The sequence below is a fragment of the Nonomuraea sp. NPDC052116 genome, from assembly GCF_040680035.1.
Classification (GTDB): Bacteria; Actinomycetota; Actinomycetes; order Streptosporangiales; family Streptosporangiaceae; genus Nonomuraea; species Nonomuraea angiospora_A.
In genome coordinates this window covers 1-16,855 of the sequence record NZ_JBFAWA010000069.1, presented here as the reverse complement: position 1 = coordinate 16,855, position 16,855 = coordinate 1, and the positions used below count along the sequence as shown (strand labels likewise).

19 protein-coding genes and 1 riboswitch are annotated in these 16,855 nt (G+C 68.9%); of the genes, 13 read left to right on the top strand and 6 right to left on the bottom strand.

Features of this window, described 5'->3' with window-relative positions:
- Window positions 1–100 precede the first annotated feature (100 nt).
- The 5 genes from AB0L65_RS60925 (at window position 101) to AB0L65_RS60905 (ending at window position 5,829) form a co-directional block, all read left to right on the top strand.
- Complete coding sequence (locus AB0L65_RS60925; RefSeq protein WP_364266560.1) at window positions 101–1,741, top strand: ABC transporter substrate-binding protein; 1,641 nt, start codon at window positions 101–103, stop codon at window positions 1,739–1,741.
- Window positions 1,742–1,851: 110 nt separating this feature from the next.
- Window positions 1,852–2,814, top strand: a complete 963-nt coding sequence (locus AB0L65_RS60920; RefSeq protein ID WP_364266557.1) for an ABC transporter permease — start codon at window positions 1,852–1,854, stop codon at window positions 2,812–2,814.
- Window positions 2,807–3,781, top strand: coding sequence for an ABC transporter permease (locus tag AB0L65_RS60915; protein WP_364266554.1), 975 nt, complete (start codon window positions 2,807–2,809; stop codon window positions 3,779–3,781). The genes AB0L65_RS60920 and AB0L65_RS60915 overlap by 8 nt, the downstream gene beginning before the upstream one ends.
- Window positions 3,782–3,794: 13 nt before the next feature.
- Window positions 3,795–4,829 carry an ABC transporter ATP-binding protein gene (locus AB0L65_RS60910; protein ID WP_350742584.1) on the top strand — a complete coding sequence of 345 codons (1,035 nt, stop codon included), beginning with the start codon at window positions 3,795–3,797 and terminating at the stop codon, window positions 4,827–4,829.
- Window positions 4,816–5,829 (top strand): dipeptide ABC transporter ATP-binding protein, encoded by a 1,014-nt coding sequence (locus AB0L65_RS60905; RefSeq protein WP_350742586.1) that lies wholly within the window; start codon window positions 4,816–4,818, stop codon window positions 5,827–5,829. Before AB0L65_RS60910 ends, AB0L65_RS60905 begins: the two co-directional genes overlap by 14 nt.
- A 51-nt stretch (window positions 5,830–5,880) precedes the next feature.
- Here AB0L65_RS60905 and AB0L65_RS60900 read toward each other — a convergent pair whose 3' ends face one another.
- The 5 genes from AB0L65_RS60900 to AB0L65_RS60880 form a co-directional block, all read right to left on the bottom strand.
- A complete protein-coding gene (locus AB0L65_RS60900; protein ID WP_364266551.1) occupies window positions 5,881–7,065 on the bottom strand; it encodes a lipid-transfer protein in 1,185 nt (394 codons plus the stop codon).
- Complete coding sequence (locus AB0L65_RS60895; protein WP_364266548.1) at window positions 7,062–7,466, bottom strand: OB-fold domain-containing protein; 405 nt, start codon at window positions 7,464–7,466, stop codon at window positions 7,062–7,064. The genes AB0L65_RS60900 and AB0L65_RS60895 overlap by 4 nt, the downstream gene beginning before the upstream one ends.
- Before the next feature lie 87 nt (window positions 7,467–7,553).
- Entirely contained in the window at window positions 7,554–8,678 is a 1,125-nt protein-coding gene (locus AB0L65_RS60890; protein WP_364266545.1) for a S8 family serine peptidase, read from the bottom strand.
- Window positions 8,675–9,289, bottom strand: a complete 615-nt coding sequence (locus AB0L65_RS60885; RefSeq protein ID WP_364266542.1) for a hypothetical protein — start codon at window positions 9,287–9,289, stop codon at window positions 8,675–8,677. Before AB0L65_RS60885 ends, AB0L65_RS60890 begins: the two co-directional genes overlap by 4 nt.
- 75 nt (window positions 9,290–9,364) lie before the next feature.
- A complete protein-coding gene (locus tag AB0L65_RS60880) occupies window positions 9,365–10,171 on the bottom strand; it encodes an SAM-dependent chlorinase/fluorinase (protein WP_350742596.1) in 807 nt (268 codons plus the stop codon).
- Between the two features lie 117 nt (window positions 10,172–10,288).
- Between AB0L65_RS60880 and AB0L65_RS60875 the strand changes: the two genes are divergently transcribed.
- From AB0L65_RS60875 to AB0L65_RS60865, 3 genes are read left to right on the top strand one after another with little or no spacing between them, the layout of a single operon-like run.
- Window positions 10,289–10,588: a DUF3263 domain-containing protein gene (locus tag AB0L65_RS60875; protein WP_350742598.1), complete on the top strand. Its 300-nt coding sequence runs from the start codon at window positions 10,289–10,291 to the stop codon at window positions 10,586–10,588.
- A 39-nt stretch (window positions 10,589–10,627) separates the two neighbouring features.
- On the top strand, window positions 10,628–11,398 hold the full coding sequence (otsB, locus tag AB0L65_RS60870) for a trehalose-phosphatase (protein WP_350742599.1): 771 nt from the start codon (window positions 10,628–10,630) through the stop codon (window positions 11,396–11,398).
- A 35-nt stretch (window positions 11,399–11,433) separates the two neighbouring features.
- A complete protein-coding gene (locus AB0L65_RS60865) occupies window positions 11,434–12,015 on the top strand; it encodes a hypothetical protein (protein ID WP_364266539.1) in 582 nt (193 codons plus the stop codon).
- Window positions 12,016–12,021: 6 nt separating this feature from the next.
- Here the strand turns inward: AB0L65_RS60865 and AB0L65_RS60860 are convergent, their stop codons facing one another.
- Window positions 12,022–13,452 carry a trehalose-6-phosphate synthase gene (locus AB0L65_RS60860; RefSeq protein WP_364266536.1) on the bottom strand — a complete coding sequence of 477 codons (1,431 nt, stop codon included), beginning with the start codon at window positions 13,450–13,452 and terminating at the stop codon, window positions 12,022–12,024.
- Window positions 13,453–13,483: 31 nt separating this feature from the next.
- Here AB0L65_RS60860 and AB0L65_RS60855 point away from each other — a divergent pair, with 31 nt between their 5' ends.
- The 5 genes from AB0L65_RS60855 to AB0L65_RS60835 form a co-directional block, all read left to right on the top strand.
- Window positions 13,484–14,038: an RNA polymerase sigma factor gene (locus AB0L65_RS60855; protein WP_319719563.1), complete on the top strand. Its 555-nt coding sequence runs from the start codon at window positions 13,484–13,486 to the stop codon at window positions 14,036–14,038.
- 79 nt (window positions 14,039–14,117) lie between these two features.
- Window positions 14,118–14,259: riboswitch (SAM riboswitch) on the top strand.
- Window positions 14,260–14,272: 13 nt separating this feature from the next.
- A complete protein-coding gene (thrC, locus tag AB0L65_RS60850) occupies window positions 14,273–15,505 on the top strand; it encodes a threonine synthase (RefSeq protein ID WP_364266533.1) in 1,233 nt (410 codons plus the stop codon).
- A 24-nt stretch (window positions 15,506–15,529) separates the two neighbouring features.
- Complete coding sequence (locus AB0L65_RS60845; protein ID WP_364266530.1) at window positions 15,530–15,805, top strand: MoaD/ThiS family protein; 276 nt, start codon at window positions 15,530–15,532, stop codon at window positions 15,803–15,805.
- A gap of 245 nt (window positions 15,806–16,050) precedes the next feature.
- Window positions 16,051–16,251: a cold-shock protein gene (locus AB0L65_RS60840; RefSeq protein ID WP_068927743.1), complete on the top strand. Its 201-nt coding sequence runs from the start codon at window positions 16,051–16,053 to the stop codon at window positions 16,249–16,251.
- 413 nt (window positions 16,252–16,664) lie between these two features.
- The coding region (locus tag AB0L65_RS60835; RefSeq protein WP_363985658.1) for a TCP-1/cpn60 chaperonin family protein at window positions 16,665–16,855 on the top strand (191 nt) is incomplete at its 3' end.

Genomic DNA, 16,855 nt, shown 5'->3' with positions numbered 1-16,855 from the left:
GCCAAACCCGGGGGGAAAACCAGGATCCCCCCGTCAGGCTGCTCACGATCACCGCAGCTCAGCGCTAACGCCCACCTGTAGAGGGAGGAATTCTTTCACCATGCGTGTTACTAAGGGCGCACAGATCGTCGCCGGTACCGCGCTGCTCGCCCTCGCGGTTGCCGCGTGTGGCGGTGGCGCCTCTGACAGTGGCGGCACTGCTGCCGGAGGCGGCGGGGAGACGCCGGTCCGCATGGAGATCGGCGAGCCCCAGGAGCTCCTGAACCCCCAGAACACGACCGAGACCGAGGGGTCCGAGGTCCTCGCCGCAGTGTTCTCCCCGCTGGTCCGCTACGACGAGAACAAGCAGCCGGTCGAGGAAGCCGCCGAGTCGATCACGACGTCGGACAGCAAGGTCTGGACGATCAAGCTCAAGTCCGGCTACACGTGGCACGACGGCACGCCGGTTACCGCCGCCGACTACGCTCGCGCGTGGAACTACGCGGCCCTGCAGGACAACGCCATGAGCTCGTCCTACTTCTTCGGGCGCGTCGACGGCTACGCCGACGTCCACCCGGGTGAGGGCAAGACGCCGACGGCCAAGGAGATGAAGGGCCTCAAGGTCGTCGACGACTCCACGCTCGAGGTGACGCTCACGGCGCCGTTCTCGCAGTTCAAGACGATGCTGGGCTACACCGCGTTCTACCCGATGCCGAAGACGGCCCTCGGCGCCGACGGCAAGGTGACGCAGGCCTACGGCGAGCAGCCGACCGGCCAGGGCCTGTTCAAGCTCGACAAGCCCTACAAGAAGGGCACCGACCAGACCATCGACCTGACCGTCTACGACAAGTTCACGGGCGCCAAGCCGAAGAACTGGAAGAAGCTCCAGTTCAAGGTCTACACGAGCTCGGAGACCGCGTTCAACGACCTGCAGGCCGAGAACCTGGACATCCACGACTCGCTGCCGCCGTCGACGATCGCCACCGCCAAGTCCGTGCTCGGCGACCGCTACCACGACGAGCCCGACGCCGCCGTGGGTTACATCGGCGTCCCGCTGCAGTACAACCCCGAGTTCAAGGACCCGCAGGTCCGCAAGGCCATCTCGCTGGCCATCGACCGGAAGACCATCACCGAGACGGTCTTCTCCGGCACCCGCGCCCCCGCCGACGACTTCATCAACCCGGCCATCCCCGGTTACCGCCAGGGCGCCTGCGACGCGTGCACGTACAACCCGGCCGAGGCCAAGAAGCTGTACGACGCCGCCAAGGGCCCCAAGACCATCGAGCTGGGCTACAACGCCGACGGTGGCCACAAGGAGTGGATCGAGGCTGTCGCCAACAACCTCCGCGCCAACCTGGGCATCGAGGTCACGCCGAAGCCGTTCGAGAAGTTCCAGGGCATCCTGGACGCCCTGGACGCCAAGGAGTACAAGGGCCTGTTCCGTATGGGCTGGTCCATCGACTACCCGTCGGCTGAGAACTACCTGACCCCGATCTTCGGCACCGGCTCCATCGGCACCGGTTCGAACTACGGTGGTTACTCCAACAAGGAGTTCGACGCGCTGGTCGCCAAGGGTGACCAGGCGGCGGACGCCGCCGAGGGCCTGAAGTTCTACCAGCAGGCCGACGACATCCTCATCAAGGACCTCCCGTACATCCCGGTTTACTTCTACCGGAGCAACTTCGGGTACTCCTCGAAGGTGAAGAACGTCAAGCTCAACCTGCTCAACCAGGTTAACTGGGTCGACATCGAGAAGGCCTGACGTTCATTCGCGCGGTGGACGGCTCTTGCCGTCCACCCGCCGGAGGGCTGAGCTTGGAGGCAGCCACTCGAGCCGGGTGAACCACGGGCTCCGGGGGCTGCCTCCAAGTCATGTACCGGAGGGCTTGTATGGGCCGTTATGTCATCAGGCGCTTGATCCAGGCGATACCCGTCCTGCTCGGCGCCACGCTACTCATCTTCATGATCGTCTTCGCACTGCCAGGGGACCCCATCGCGGCGCTGTTCGGAGACAAGCGCCCGGACCCCGCGGTCGCCGAGGTCCTGCGTGAGCAGTATCACCTCAACGATCCGCTGCTGTTGCAGTACTGGTATTACATCAGCGGCGTGCTCTTCCGTGGTGACTTCGGCGTGAACTTCGCCGACGTCCCCGTCTCCCAGGTCATGGCCGGCAAGTTCCAGGTCACCCTGAACCTCGCGCTGACCGCCCTGGTGATGGAGGCGCTCATCGGCGTCGGCCTGGGCCTGTGGGCGGCGCTGCGCCGCGGCAAGGCCACCGACACCGCCATCCTGGCCTCCACGCTGCTGCTCATCTCGGTGCCCACGCTGGTCACCGGTTTCGTGCTGCAGCTGGTCCTGGGCGTCAAGCTCAAGCTGTGGACCGGGCTGGACATCTTCCCGGTGGCGGGCACGTTCGCGGGCTGGCGCAGCTATCTGCTGCCCGGCTTCGTGCTCGCGGGGACGTCGATCGCGTACCTGACCAGGCTCACCAGAACCAGCCTGGTGGAGACGCTCAGAGCGGACTACATCCGAACGGCCACGGCCAAGGGCCTGCCGCGACGGCGCGTCATCGGCCGGCACGGGTTGCGTAACGCGCTGATCCCGCTGATCACCTATCTGGGCGCCGACCTCGGCAACCTGATGGGCGGCGCGGTGATCACCGAGACGATCTTCAATCTCCCGGGGATTGGAAATCAGCTGTTCCAGTCGGTTTACTTGCGAGAACAACCGGTTGTGGTGGGGATCATCACCGTCCTGGTGCTGATCTACATCCTGGCCAACCTGGTCGTCGACCTGCTGTACGCCGTGCTCGACCCGAGGATCCGCTATGAGTAACCCAATCCCGCCGGTCGGGCCCGGGCTCCCGGAGACGCAGACACTGGTCACGGACACGGTTACCGACCCGGCGCCCACGCCACAGGGCAAGAAGGGCAAGGAAGGCAAGCCCGCGAGCTTGTGGAGCGACGCCTGGTACGACCTCAGGCGCCGGCCGATGTTCATCATCTCGGTGGTCATCATCCTGGTCCTGCTCGTCATGTCGTTCCTGCCGGCGCTGTTCACCGCGATCGACCCGTTCAACGCCAGGACCTGTGACCTGTCCACGGCCAGGCAGGCGCCCAGCGCCGGCCACCTGTTCGGCAAGGACAGCCTGGGGTGCGACGTCTACGCCAGGACGATCTACGGCGCCCGCAACTCGATCGTGATCGGCGTGTTCACCACGATCATCACCACGGTGGTCGGCGGTCTGCTCGGCCTGATCGCCGGCTTCCGCAGCGGCGTGGTCGACACGGTGTCCTCGCGGGTCACCGAGATCTTCTTCGCCATCCCCCCGATCCTGGGCGCGCTGCTCATCGCCGCCACCTTCCGCGGCCGGGCCAACAGCATCATGCTGGTCATCCTCGCGCTGGCGGTGCTCGGCTGGCCGATGACGTTCCGCATCATGCGGGCGGCCGTGATCACCGCGAAGAACCAGGACTTCGTGGTCGCGGCCAGGGCGCTGGGAGCGAGCGCGGGGCGGATCATGTTCCGTCACCTGCTGCCCAACTCGCTGGCGCCGGTCATCGTCGTGGCCACGATCAACCTGGGCGGCTTCATCGCCGCCGAGGCCGCGCTCTCGTTCCTGGGCGTGGGCGTCCAGTCGCCGGACATCTCATGGGGTCTGATGATCGCCGACGCGCGCATCAGGTTCTTGGAGGCGCCGCTGCCACTGGTGTTCCCGGCCGTGTTCCTCAGCATCACGGTGCTGGCGTTCATCATGATGGGCGACGCCGTGCGCGACGCGCTCGACCCGAAGCTCAGGTAGAAGGGGGGATCAAGTGAAGAAGACGTCAACGGATGTGTTGCCCGCCGAGGGAGGGCTGGGCGACCAACCGCTGCTCGCGGTCGACAACCTGCACGTGGAGTTCCGTACGCGTGCCGGGGTCGTACGCGCTGTGAACGGCGTGAGCTACACGGTCAGCCCCGGTGAGACGCTCGCGGTGCTGGGCGAGTCGGGTTCGGGCAAGTCCGTGACCGCGCAGGCGATCATGGGCATTCTCGACATGCCGCCGGCGGTCATCCCCAAGGGGGAGATCCGCTTCAAGGGCACCGACCTGCTCAGGCTGTCGGAGGAGGCGCGCACGCAGGTGCGCGGCCAGCGCATCGCGATGATCTTCCAGGACGCGCTCTCCGCGCTCAACCCGGTGTTCACCGTGGGCTGGCAGATCAGCGAGATGTTCCGGGTGCACCGCGGCATGTCCAAGCGCGACGCCATGAAGAAGGCCGTCGAGCTGATGGACCGGGTCCGCATCCCGGCCGCCAGGCAGCGCGTGAACGACTATCCGCACCAGTTCTCCGGGGGCATGCGCCAGCGCATCATGATCGCGATGTCGATCGCGCTGGACCCCGAGGTGCTGATCGCGGACGAGCCGACCACGGCGCTCGACGTGACCGTCCAGGCCCAGATCATGGAGCTGCTGGCCGAGCTGCAGCGCGAGAGCCAGATGGGCCTGATCCTGATCACGCACGACCTCGGCGTCGTGGCCGACGTGGCCGACAAGATCGCCGTCATGTACGCGGGTCGCATCGTGGAGAAGGCCCCCGTGCACGACATCTACAAGGGCCCCGCGCATCCGTACACGAAGGGTCTGCTGGAGTCGATCCCCCGGGTCGACCTCAAGGGCCAGGACCTGTACGCGATCAAGGGCCTGCCGCCCAACCTGCTCGACCTGCCGTCCGGCTGCGCGTTCCACCCCCGGTGCCCCTACCGGCAGGACGACTGTGTGACCGACGCCCCCCCGCTCCACGAGATCAGCGGCACCCGAGGCAGCGCGTGCCACTACTGGAGGGAGGTCCTCGATGGCGATCGGTGAGCGCATCCTCGAGGTTCGGGACCTGGTCAAGCACTTCCCGCTGACCCAGGGCATCGTCTTCAAGCGGCAGATCGGCGCGATCAAGGCCGTCGACGGCGTGTCGTTCGACCTGCACAAGGGCGAGACGCTGGGCATCGTGGGCGAGTCGGGCTGCGGCAAGTCCACCCTCGCCAAGGTGCTGATGGCGCTGGAGCGGCCGACCTCGGGCTCGGTGCTGATCAACGGCCGGGACATCGGCAGGGCCAAGGGCGGCGAGCTCAAGCGGATGCGCCGCAACATCCAGATGGTGATGCAGGACCCGTACACCTCGCTGAACCCCCGGATGACCGTCGGCGACATCATCGGCGAGCCGTACGAGATCCACAGCGAGGCGGCGCCGCGCGGCGACCGCCGCAAGAAGGTGCAGGAGCTGCTGGAGGTCGTCGGTCTCAACCCCGACCACATCAACCGCTACCCGCACCAGTTCTCCGGTGGACAGCGGCAGCGCATCGGCATCGCCCGAGGGCTGGCGCTCCAGCCGGAGATCATCGTCTGCGACGAGCCGGTGTCGGCCCTGGACGTGTCCATCCAGGCGCAGGTGATCAACCTGCTCGAGCGGCTGCAGAACGAGTTCGACCTGGCGTACATCTTCATCGCCCACGACCTGTCGGTGGTGCGGCACATCTCCGACCGGGTGGGTGTGATGTACCTGGGCAAGTTCGTGGAGCTCGGGAAGGACACCGAGATCTACGACAAGCCCGCGCATCCGTACACGCAGGCGCTGCTCTCGGCGGTGCCGGTGCCCGACCCGGAGGGCCGGGAGCAGCGGGAGCGGATCATCCTGCAGGGCGACCCGCCGTCCCCGGCGAACCCGCCGTCGGGATGCCGGTTCCGTACGCGGTGCTGGAAGGCGCAGGAGATCTGCGCCGAGGAGGAGCCGCTGCTGCAGATCCGTCCGGGTACCGGGCACGAGAGTGCCTGCCACTTCGCGGAGACGCACGACGTGGTGCACGTAGGCTGACACGCCTCATAAGACCCTCCGAGGGAGCTACCCCGGAGGGTCTTCGCGTTTCTACGTGGTGACGATCAGCGCGGAGCCGTGGCCGAACAGGCCCTGGTTGGCGGCGAGGCCGACGCGGGCGACGGGCACCTGGCGGTCGCCGGCCTCGCCCCGCAGCTGCGTGGTCAGCTCGCAGAGCTGGGCGATCGCCTGGGCCGGGATCGCCTCGCCGAAGGAGGCCAGGCCGCCCGAGGGGTTGACCGGGATCCGGCCGCCGAGCCCCGTCTCCCCGTCGTGCAGCAGCTTGGCCGCCTCCCCTGGCGGGCAAAGGCCGACGTCCTCCATCCAGTCCAGTTCCAGGGCGGTCGAGAGGTCGTACACCTCCGCCAGTGAGACGTCCTCAGGTCCCACCCCTGCTTCCTCGTACGCCGCGTGCGCGATCGCCGCTCTGAAGGGCCTCTCAGGGGCCGGTGCGGCGACGCGGGAATCGGTGGCGAAGTTCGGCAGCTCCAGGATCGTGCTGGGGAAGGTCGGGGTGACGGTGGAGACCGCGGCCAGGCGTACCGGAGCCCGCAGGCCCCGGCGGCGGGCGTAGGACTCCGAGGCCAGGACCACCGCCGCGCCTCCGTCCGAGGTCGCGCAGATGTCCATGAGGCGCAGCGGGTCGGCGACCAGCGGCGAGGCCAGCACCTCCTCGGCGGTGACGGGCTTGCGGTAGCGGGCCATGGGGTTGAGCGAGCCGGCCCGCGAGTTCTTGACCTTGACGGCGGCGAAGTCGGCCGGGGTCGAGCCGTGCACGGCCATGCGCCTGCGTGCGTACAGGCCGAAGTAGGCGGGGTTGGTGGCGCCCAGCAGGCGGAAGCGGAGCCAGTCGGGGTCGTCGGGGCGGTCGCCGCCGACCGGTTTGAAGAAGCCCTTCGGGGTCGAGTCCGCCCCGACCACCAGCGCCACGTCGCACAGGCCCGCGAGGATGCGCGTGCGGGCGATGTCCACGGCCTGGGCGCCGGAGGCGCAGGCCGCGTAGCAGGAGGCGATCCTGGCGCCCGACCAGCCCAGCGCCTGCGCGTAGGAGGCGCCCGCGACGAAGCCCGGGTAGCCGTTCCTGATCGTGTCCGCCCCGACCACGAACTCCACGTCGGTCCACGCCACCCCGGCGTCCCCCAGGGCCGCGCGGGCGGCCGCGACGCCGTACTCCAGGAAGGGCCTGCCCCACTTGCCCCACGGATGCATCCCGACGCCCAGCACCACGACGTTCATGAGACCCGCTCCCACATCCACATCAGCGGCCCGTCCGACAGCGGCCCGGAGGTGAGCTCCAGCTCCATGCCGACCTCCAGCTCGTTCACGGTGAGGCCCTTGACCTGCCCGAGCACCACGATCCCCACCTCGTCGAGCTCGACGGCGGCCAGCGTCACCGGCACGTACGGGTCCGCGGCGACGTAGGGGGCGGGGGGTGGGTAGCAGGCGTTCGTGTACGACCACACCCGGCCGCGGCGGGGGAGGCGGGTCGTCTCCATCGAGGTGGCGTCGCAGCGGGGGTTGGGGCAGAGGCCGGTACGGGGCGGGAAGGTGACGGTGCCGCAGGTGGCGCAGCCGGCGCCCAGGAGGAAGACGCCGTCCTCGTCGATGGCGAACCAGCCCTCGATCGCTAACGTCATGCCATCAGTATCGCACAAGCGCTTGCTAGGGTAACGACCCGCCGACGTCCCTTCCGTCCTTTTGGGGGAGGGAGGGTCGGGTTGGGATCAGGAGCGGCGTTTGCGGTGGCGGACGAGGATGCGGGCCGACATCGCCGCGGCGAGCATCAGCATGCCCGCCACCACCGGCCCCCGGGAGGCGGGCGGCGGGCCGTCGCCGAAGTACGGGCCGGGGCGGGCGAGGCCGGCGCCGGGCGGGTCCAGACGGGCGGCCTCCCGCAGGGCGAGCAGGGCGTTGGCCACCCCGTGCCCGTAGGAAGGGCTGTGACCGTCGGCCGGCTGCAGCCTGGTGCCGAGCTCGATGGCCGTCCGTACGTGGTAGGGCGACATGTCGGGATACGCGGACTTGATCAGGGCCGCCACGCCCGCCACCATGGCCGCCGCCGAGCTGGTGCCGTCGCTCACCACGTACGAGTCGCGCGCGTCGGCCGTGACGATCTCCGTGCCCGGCGCGACCACCGACAGGTAGTCCTGCCTGTTGGAGAACGCGGCCACCCTGAGCCCCCGGTCCACCGCCCCCACGGCCATCACCCCGGGATAGGCGGCGGGGAAGTTCTTCCTGTTGGCCGTGCCGCCGTCGTTGCCCGAGGAGGCCACCAGCACGGCGCCGCGCGCGATCGCGTACTGGATGGCCTCCTCCTCCGACGGCGAGCCCTCCCACGCGCCGCTGCCGCCGCCCAGCGACATGCTGATCACGTCGGCCCCGTGGTCGACCGCGTACCGGATGCCCTTGGCCAGCGCGTCGCGCCCGCCGGCGCGCTGCTGCTCGCGCAGCGGGTCGCCGTTCTCCAGCGTGACCCGGATGGACAGCACCTTCGCCGCGGGCGCCACCCCGATCACGCCGCCCTTGTGCTCGTCGCCGTGGCCGCGCCCGGCGATCAGGCTGGCCATGGCGGTCCCGTGCCGCCCCCAGAGGCCCTTGGCGGTGCCGGTCAGGTCGGGGCCCTGGATCACGGCGCCCTCCAGGTCGGGGTGGCGGCCGTTCACGCCGGTGTCGAGCACGGCGACGATCACGCCCTCGCCCCTGCTCGACCGCCACGCCTCGGGCAGCCGCATCGCGGCGAGCTGCCACTGTCCCGCCCGGGCGGCCTCGCCCACGTCGTCGGTGGCGCTCGCCGGAACGGTTCCCACCACCAGCGCGGTGACGAGGAAGGCGACGGCGAGCCTGCTCATCGGGTGAGCGTCCGGTGCAACTCGGTGGCGAGCTGCCGCGCCGTGGCGCGCAGCCGGGGCGCGAGGCGGTCACCCGGCTGGTACGGCCGGCCGTCGGCGTACCCGGCGGCCGTCGCCACCACGTAGCGCTCGTCGGACCTGAGCACCACCCCGGTGAAGTACTGCCGCTCGCCGAAGCGCTCGGCCGGCCCCCGGGGAAAGGCCACCGGCCGCACGGTCGCGGGCCGTCCCACGCGGAAGTAGTCGCGTCCGGGCGTGTCGAGCACGGCGATGCCCACGGTGGCGACGAACGTCTGCGTGCTGTCGGCGTACGTGGCGCGCAGGGCCACGCGGCAGCCGCGCCGGACGGCGGCGGGCTGGAACGCCGTCCGGCAGGGCGCCTCGGGGGCGACCCCGGCCAGCTCGTACGTGACCCGCGCCCCCGACGGGCTGACCCCGGGCAGGGTCGCGGGGAAGATCTGCGCGACGGGCCACGCGTGCCAGCGCTCTGACACGGGCGGCTCCGGCGCGGGCCAGATCGCGGACATTATGGAGAGCAGCACGATGGACAGCTGGTACACGTCGACCTCTGGAGGGGAGGGGAGGGACGCCCGCGCGTTGCATTCTGACACGCGCCCGCTGATTCATTCCGACGCTTCGGTAAACAGACCGATACGCGGAGTAATTCCGATCTGTGTGCCTTCGCCCTATGGAGTAGGGGAGAGTCGGACATGTGCGCCAGGTGGGAGCCCCAGCCGCTGCGCTGCGTCACCGGAATTGACCGCGATCGCGATCAGCCCCGCCGAGTCCGCGAACGCCACCAGCTCCCCCGGCGGCACCGCCGCGAACGTCTCCCGGTAGGGCAGCGAGAGCTGCCGCCGGCCCAGCCAGACCCCCAGCGTGTCGCCCACCCGCACGCCCAGCGCGTGCAGGTCCCCGACCGCGATCGAGAGCTGGGTGTTGCCGTAGCGGTCGACCGAGACGACCTCGCCCTCCACCGACCCCTCGCGCAGCAGCGTGGTCGGCGCCGGCAGCGTCACCAGCCTGCCGATCGGCACCTCGGGCCCCAGGTCCGACGGTCTCAGCCCGCCGCACAGCCGCCCCGCGACCGGCGAGAAGACGTCGCGCCCGTGGAAGGTGGGGGAGACCGGCCGCAGGAAGTGCTCCTCGTTGCTGATCGCGTAGGCGGCCTCGGCGCCGCCGCTGGCGTGCACGGCCCACGACAGCAGCCCGTTGTCGGGCCCGATGAACACCCGCCCGCCCGCCTCGACGGCCACCGCCCGCCGGGCGCCGCCCGCGCTGGGATCGACCGCGCCGATATGGATGCCCGCGGGAAGGTACGGAATGGTCTGGGCGAGAATCGCCGCGCCACGCCGTACGTCACCCGAGGGGATCAGGTGGCACACGTCGATCACCCGCGCCTGGGGGGCGATTCCGGCGATCACTCCGTGACACGCCGCCACATAGCCGTCTTCGAGTCCGTAGTCGGTGAGGAGCGTGATTACTGAGGTCACATTTCGTGACTGTACGTCTCTCAATACGTCGTGAACAGCCGCACTTCGCACATTACGATTGGCCACGGGCCGCGTGCGTGCGGAGTCGTCGCACGCACCTTCCCCGAGGAGGACACCATGGGAGCACCGCTCAGCGGTGACAATGCTGCCCAGGAGACGTCCGGCCAACCCCTCTCAGAACGCGATCTCGAACTCCTCGCCTTCGAACGCCAATGGTGGCGCTACGCGGGCGCGAAGGAGCAGGCCATCAAGGAGAGCTTCGGGTTCTCCGCCACGCGCTACTACCAGTTGCTCGGTGAGCTGATCGACCGGCCGGAGGCGCTGGAGCACGATCCCATGCTGGTCAAGCGGCTGCGCAGGTTACGGTCCACCCGTCAGCGTGACCGCGCCGCCAGGAGACTCGGCATGCGTCCCTGACCGGCTGGGTACGGCAGCCGCGTGAGGAACATCCCTGGAATGAAAGCGATCTTGGACGACCCGGCGGGCGCCGTGATCGGGCTCGACTTCGACGGAACCCTGTCGCCGATCGTGCCCGATCCCGCCGAGGCAGTGATCCATCCGAAGGCGCCGGAGGTGCTGGCCGAGCTCGGCGCCCACGTCCTGGCGGTGGCCATCGTGACCGGCCGGCCGCCGGCCACCGCGCTGGAGCTCGGGCCGGGCCTGGCCGACGTGCCCCGGCTGGTCGTGCTCGGGCACTACGGCTTCGAGCGCTGGGAGGCCGGGCAGATCTCCGGGCCCCCGCCGCCTCCGGGCGTGCTCGAGGCCGAGGCCGAGCTGCAACTGCTGCTCGAGTCGCTGGGCCTGCGCGACGTCACCATCGAGGACAAGGGCCGGGCGGTGGCCGTGCACACCAGGCGCAGCTCCGACCCGGAGGGCGCGCTGGCCAGGCTGCGCGAGCCGCTGGCCGAGCTGGCCGGCAAGCGAGGCCTGGTGGTCGAGCCGGGGCGTTTCGTGCTGGAGCTGCGGCCGCCGGGCATGGACAAGGGGCAGGCGCTCAGCCTGTTCCTGGCGGAGCGGGCCGCCAGGTCCGTCATGTTCGTGGGCGACGATCTCGGCGACCTGGCCGCGTTCGAGGCCGTACGCCTCTCGGGGCTGCCCGGCGTGACCGTGTGCAGCGGCTCCGCGGAGGTCACCGAGCTGGCCGAGCGGGCCGACATCGTGGTGGACGGGCCCGACGGCGTCGTCGCGCTGCTGGAGGAGCTTGTGGCGGCTTTCAGCCGTTCGTGATTGAGCTGCAAGTCGCGCTCCCTAGGGTCGGGCGCATGCACAAGCGACACCTCGCCGCCGTGGCCGTGGCCGTGGCCGCGGTCACCCTCCTCGCGACCTCCCTGCCCGCGCACGCCGCGCCCGCCCAGGCGGTCAAGCTGCGCAAGGGCCTGACCCTGTACATCCCGATCAAGTGGGTGGTCCACCGCTTCGGCGACGAGGTCCAGATCGTGACCGGAAAGTGCGGCAAGCCCATGGGCTGGGGGACGCCCGAATGCGACGCCTTCTACGTCCTCGGCCCCTCGTCCATCAAGCGCGGCGCCGAGGGGTTCGGCCCGTACACCGGCAAGCGGCCCTTCTACACGGCGAGCGACGTGCAGCCGTGCCCGTTCAACCGGAAGTGGGGCGAGGCCATCGGCCCGAAGGTCACCAGGGGCCTACGCCAGGTCGGCGCGGGGCACAAGGCCGCCTACAACGCGTGGCAGTCGGAGTGCGTCAAGTATTCGGGCTCGACCACGAAGGTGCTGCTCCGCTTCACGCAGCGCGAGTGGTACCTGCCGCAGAGCAAGATCCTCATCGTGGACCAGTGGAACACGCCGGGGCTGGCCGACACGCTGAAGCACGCCGACTGGACCTGACCGGGCTCAGATCTCGGCCAGCGCGTCGAGCTGGGCCGCGAGCCACTTCTGCGGGGGCAGGGCGGTGGCCGCGGCGTGCAGCTTGTCGCGCCGCATGCGGCGCTCGTCCTCCGGCATGACGAGCGCGGCGTGCAGCGCGGCAGCCGTGCCGCTGATGTCGTACGGGTTCACCACGAGCGCGTGCGGGCCCAGCTCGGCCGCCGCCCCCGCCTCGCGCGAGAGCACGAGCGCGCACCTCGTGGACAGGATCGGGCCCTCCTTGGCGACCAGGTTCATCCCGTCGCGGATGGGGTTGACCAGCAGCACGTCGGCCATCCGGTACGCGGCCAGCGAACGCGGGTAGTCGTCGTTGACGTTGAGGATCAGCGGGTCCCAGTCCTCGGTGCCGTACTCGTCCTCGATCTCCTGCGCGCGGCGCAGCACCGACGCGGTGTATTCGCGGTATTCGGGCAGGTCGTGCCGGCTCGGGTAGGCGAACGCCAGGTGCACCACCTTGCCGTGCCACTCCGGGTGCGCGGCGAGGAACTCGCGGTAGGCCACCAGGCCGCGCACGATGTTCTTCGACAGCTCGGTGCGGTCGATGCGGACGATCAGCCGGCGGTCGCCCACCTGCTCCCTGAGCGCGGTCATGTGCGACTCGACGTCGGGCTCGACGGCGCGCTCCCACAGCGCGTCGCCGTCCACGCCGAGGCTGTGCACGCCGATGCGGGTGGTCCGGCCCTCGTGGGTGACGCTGCGGCCCACGCGGTCGACCTCCGCGCCCAGCAGCGCCTCACAGCAGTCCATGAACGCCTGCGCCCACCTGTCGGCCAGGAACCCGGCGTGATCGGCCCCCAGGATGCCCTCCAGGACCTCTCCGACCACCTCGTCGGGCAGCAGCGAGAAGTATTCGGGGGGCGCCCACGGGGTGTGGCTGAAGTGGGCGATGCGCAGGTCCGGCCGCTCGGCGCGGAGCATCGCCGGGGTCAGCGTCAGGTGGTAGTCCTGCACCATGACGCGGGCGCCGTGGCCGGCCTCCTCGGCCAGCGCCAGCGCGAACGCGCCGTTGTAGTCGCGGTAGGACTCCCACTCGCGCTCGAACCTCGTGCCGAAGTTGGGCGAGTTGGGGATGTCGTAGAGCAGGTGGTTGACGAACCACAGGGTGGAGTTGGCCACGGCGTTGTAGGCGCGGTGGAAGGTGGCGGGCGGGATGTCGAGCATGCGCAGCGGGCCCGTGTCGTAGCCGGCGTGGTCGATCCGGCCGCCGGGCACCAGGCGCACGGCGCTGCGGTCGCCGTCGGACAGCGCCGCGCACACCCACAGCATGCCGTCCTTCCTGGCCACCTCGGACAGTGCCGAAACCAGGCCGCCGCCACCGCGTTTCATGGTCAGCTCGCCGTCGTCCGAGACGGTAAAGGAAACGGGTCCTCTGTTGGAGGCCACCAGGACGCTGTTCATCTACGCTCCCTTCGCCCATAGGATCCCAGCTATGGCGCTTGATGAGCTAACCGAGGAACTCGCCCGCTCGGCCGCAGGAGGAGATCATCGCGCACTTGGCGAGCTCCTGGCGCGGATCGAGCCGGATGTGATGCGGCACTGCGCCCGGATCCTCCCCTATCACCAGGATGCCGAGGAAGCCTCACAGGACACGTTGCTGGCCGTGGCGCGCAACATCGGCCGGTTCGAGGGCCGGGCGCGGTTCAGCACCTGGCTGCACATCGTGACGGCCAACTGCGCGCGCACCACGTACAGGTCGCTCAAACGCCGCGCGGCCGAGCAGACCTCGGACGAGCTGCCCACGCAGAAGCCCGACGTGGCGCGGGTGAGCGTGATCGCGGGCTCCCGGCTCGACCTGCTCGACGCCATGGAGGCGCTGGAGGCCGACAAGCCCGACCTGGCGCAGGCGCTGGTGCTGCGCGACATCGTCCAGCTCGACTACAACGAGGTGGCCGAGCAGCTCGGCATCCCCCTGGGCACCGCCAAGTCGCGCATTCACCAGGCCCGCAAATACGTGCAGGGAGTGCTGGGTGATGATTATCGCTGAGACGCCACGTCTCGCATCTTGAGACGGGTGGCCATTTGGGCCCCATGGACGGGTAGAGTCCTTTTCAACAACTGAATATTGCTCATCCAGAGGGGTGGAGGGACCGGCCCTGCGAAGCCCCGGCAACCCTCCCGGTTTGAGACTCGCGACAGGGCGAGGCCGACCGGGACAAGGTGCCAATTCCGGTCTGCGGTCAAGGTGGCCGCGGGCGAAGATGAGGGAAGGCCTCGCTTCATGTCGCTCGACTTTGGTCCTGCTGTCGGTCTGTCCTGCCGCGAGTGCGGCACGCGTTACCCGCTCGGTCCGAGCTTCGCGTGTCTGGAGTGTTTCGGGCCGCTCGAAGCGGCCTATTCCTTCGGTACGGTGACCCGCTCCGACATCGAGTCGGGTCCCGCCAACATCTGGCGTTACCGGTCGCTGCTCCCGGTGCCGGTTGACGTAGCCAGTAAGCCCAATATGAACCCGGGTTGGACCAAACTGGTCAAGGCCGGAAACCTCGGACGCGCACTCGGTCTCAAGAACCTGTACGTGAAGGACGACTCGGGCAACCCCACCCATTCCTTCAAGGACCGGGTCGTCGCCATCGCCGTCGAGGCGGCGCGTAACTTCGGCTTCCACACCCTTTCCTGCTCCTCTACGGGCAACCTCGCGGGCGCGGTCACCGCGGCGGCGGCGCGCGCCGGGCTCGAGGCGTGCGTGTTCATCCCGGCCAACCTCGAAGCGGCCAAGATCGCCATGGCTCGCGTGTTCGGCGGCAAGCTGATCGGGATCGAAGGCACGTATGACGAGGTCAACCGGTTCTGCTCCGAGCTGATCGGCGACCCGCTGGGTGACAAGTGGGGGTTCGTCAACGTCAACCTGCGGCCCTACTACGCCGAGGGCTCCAAGACGCTCGCGTACGAGATCGCCGAGCAGCTCGGGTGGCGGTTGCCCGAGCAGATCGTCATCCCCATCGCCTCCGGCTCGCAGCTCACCAAGATTGACAAGGGCTTCCGCGAGCTGGTGCAGCTGGGGCTGGTCGAGGACACGCCGTACAAGATCTTCGGGGCGCAGGCGGCCGGGTGCTCGCCGGTCTCCACCGCGTACAAGGCGGGGCACGACGTCGTTCAGCCGGTCAAGCCCGACACCATCGCCAAGTCGCTGGCCATCGGCAACCCGGCCGACGGGCCGTACGTGCTCGACATCGCCCGGCGCACCGGCGGGGCCGTCGAGGACGTCACGGACGCCGAGATCGTGGCCGCGATCAAGCTCCTGGCCTCCACGGAGGGCGTCTTCGCCGAGACCGCGGGAGGGGTGACCGTGGGCGTGCTGAAGAAGCTCGCCGAGAGCGGGCGGCTCGACCCCGAGGCCGAGACCGTGGTCCTCAACACCGGCGACGGGCTCAAGACACTCGACGCGATCAGCGACGACGCCCAGCCCACGGCTGTGATCCGGCCCTCCCTCGACGCGTTCCGCGCGACTGTCTGACAACCAGGAAAGGCGAGTTTAACCATGAGCGTTTCGGTGCGGATTCCCACCATTCTGCGCACCTACACCGGGGGCAACGCCGAAGTCAGTGGCGAGGGCGCGACTCTTCGTGACGTCCTTGCCAAGCTCGACTCGGACTACCCGGGGATCGGCGCGAGAATTCTGGATGAATCGGGCAAGATTCGTCGTTTTGTCAACGTTTACGTTGGGGAAGAGGACGTCCGTTTCGTCGACGGGCTCGACACTCCGGCACCTGAGGGCACTCAGATCTCAATCATCCCGGCGGTTGCCGGCGGCTGAGTGCTATAGATCACACGTGTGGAAGGCGCCCCTAGTGGGCGCCTTCTCCATTTCCAGGGCAAATGAAACGCTGAAGCACCTTCGTTGCGAAGAAATGCGTCGTTTGCAGATTGACTCTGTTGCCAAACCCCGTGCCACAGGTATGGTCGAGGGCGATCGTCTGGCTGATTTTCCCTTAAGTCCGGCGATTACGGGTCTCGCGGAGGAATGGGCGAGATCTGAAAGCCCAGTAAGAGGAGTCGGAAGTGGCGCAGGGCACCGTCAAGTGGTTCAACGCGGACAAGGGCTACGGCTTCATCGCGGTAGACGGTGGTAAGGATGTATTCGTCCATTACTCAGCGATCATGATGGACGGGTACCGATCTCTCGAACAGGGCCAGCGGGTCGAGTTCGAGATCACGCAGGGCCAGAAGGGACCTCAAGCGGAGTCCGTCCGCGCGGTCTGATACACCCCCCTGGTATGCACCGGCGGGGATCGCCCGGCAGCGCAGTCCGTGCGAGCCCGCCACCTTTCTTTCGTCGACTCGGTCACGGCGAGCCGCGCGAGGCGGCTCGCCGTGCGTATGGATCCCGCCACCTGCGGTGGCCTGGACGCGGCTTGTCGCAGGTGCGGGGTCCTGCAGCCGGCGATGGACGGCTCTGCCGTACAGGCTGATATGGGGAGGAAAGGCCCGGTAGGAGGCTTCTCGCTTGCACTCGACAGGGTAGAGTGCTAAACAGTTCGTTGGCACTCTGTGCAGCAGAGTGCCAACACTCGGATCGGGACGATGGGGTCTGCCGAAGGAGATGCTGACCCATGCCGTCGCGGGCGTCGGCTCGGTCCACGACAAGCCACCCTGCATCTGGGAGGTCTAGCCTTATGGCAGCCAAGATGATCGCGTTTGACGAGGACGCCCGGCGCGGTCTCGAGCGCGGTATGAACCAGCTCGCCGACGCCGTCAAGGTGACCTTGGGTCCCAAGGGCCGCAACGTCGTGCTGGAGAAGAAGTGGGGCGCCCCCACGATCACCAACGACGGTGTCTCCATCGCCAAGGAGATCGAGCTCGAGGA

Excerpts from the sequence above, each read along its gene's own strand:
- AB0L65_RS60920 (WP_364266557.1), top strand. The coding sequence starts at position 1,852 with ATGTACCGGAGGGCTTGTATGGGCCGTTATGTCATCAGGCGCTTGATC.
- AB0L65_RS60845 (WP_364266530.1), top strand. The coding sequence starts at position 15,530 with ATGAGCGTTTCGGTGCGGATTCCCACCATTCTGCGCACCTACACCGGG.
- AB0L65_RS60875 (WP_350742598.1), top strand. The coding sequence starts at position 10,289 with ATGGGAGCACCGCTCAGCGGTGACAATGCTGCCCAGGAGACGTCCGGC.
- thrC (WP_364266533.1), top strand. The coding sequence starts at position 14,273 with ATGTCGCTCGACTTTGGTCCTGCTGTCGGTCTGTCCTGCCGCGAGTGC.
- AB0L65_RS60905 (WP_350742586.1), top strand. The coding sequence starts at position 4,816 with ATGGCGATCGGTGAGCGCATCCTCGAGGTTCGGGACCTGGTCAAGCAC.
- AB0L65_RS60900 (WP_364266551.1), bottom strand. The coding sequence starts at position 7,065 with ATGAACGTCGTGGTGCTGGGCGTCGGGATGCATCCGTGGGGCAAGTGG.
- AB0L65_RS60895 (WP_364266548.1), bottom strand. The coding sequence starts at position 7,466 with ATGACGTTAGCGATCGAGGGCTGGTTCGCCATCGACGAGGACGGCGTC.
- AB0L65_RS60925 (WP_364266560.1), top strand. The coding sequence starts at position 101 with ATGCGTGTTACTAAGGGCGCACAGATCGTCGCCGGTACCGCGCTGCTC.
- AB0L65_RS60915 (WP_364266554.1), top strand. The coding sequence starts at position 2,807 with ATGAGTAACCCAATCCCGCCGGTCGGGCCCGGGCTCCCGGAGACGCAG.
- otsB (WP_350742599.1), top strand. The coding sequence starts at position 10,628 with ATGAAAGCGATCTTGGACGACCCGGCGGGCGCCGTGATCGGGCTCGAC.
- AB0L65_RS60865 (WP_364266539.1), top strand. The coding sequence starts at position 11,434 with ATGCACAAGCGACACCTCGCCGCCGTGGCCGTGGCCGTGGCCGCGGTC.
- AB0L65_RS60860 (WP_364266536.1), bottom strand. The coding sequence starts at position 13,452 with ATGAACAGCGTCCTGGTGGCCTCCAACAGAGGACCCGTTTCCTTTACC.
- AB0L65_RS60855 (WP_319719563.1), top strand. The coding sequence starts at position 13,484 with ATGGCGCTTGATGAGCTAACCGAGGAACTCGCCCGCTCGGCCGCAGGA.
- AB0L65_RS60890 (WP_364266545.1), bottom strand. The coding sequence starts at position 8,678 with ATGAGCAGGCTCGCCGTCGCCTTCCTCGTCACCGCGCTGGTGGTGGGA.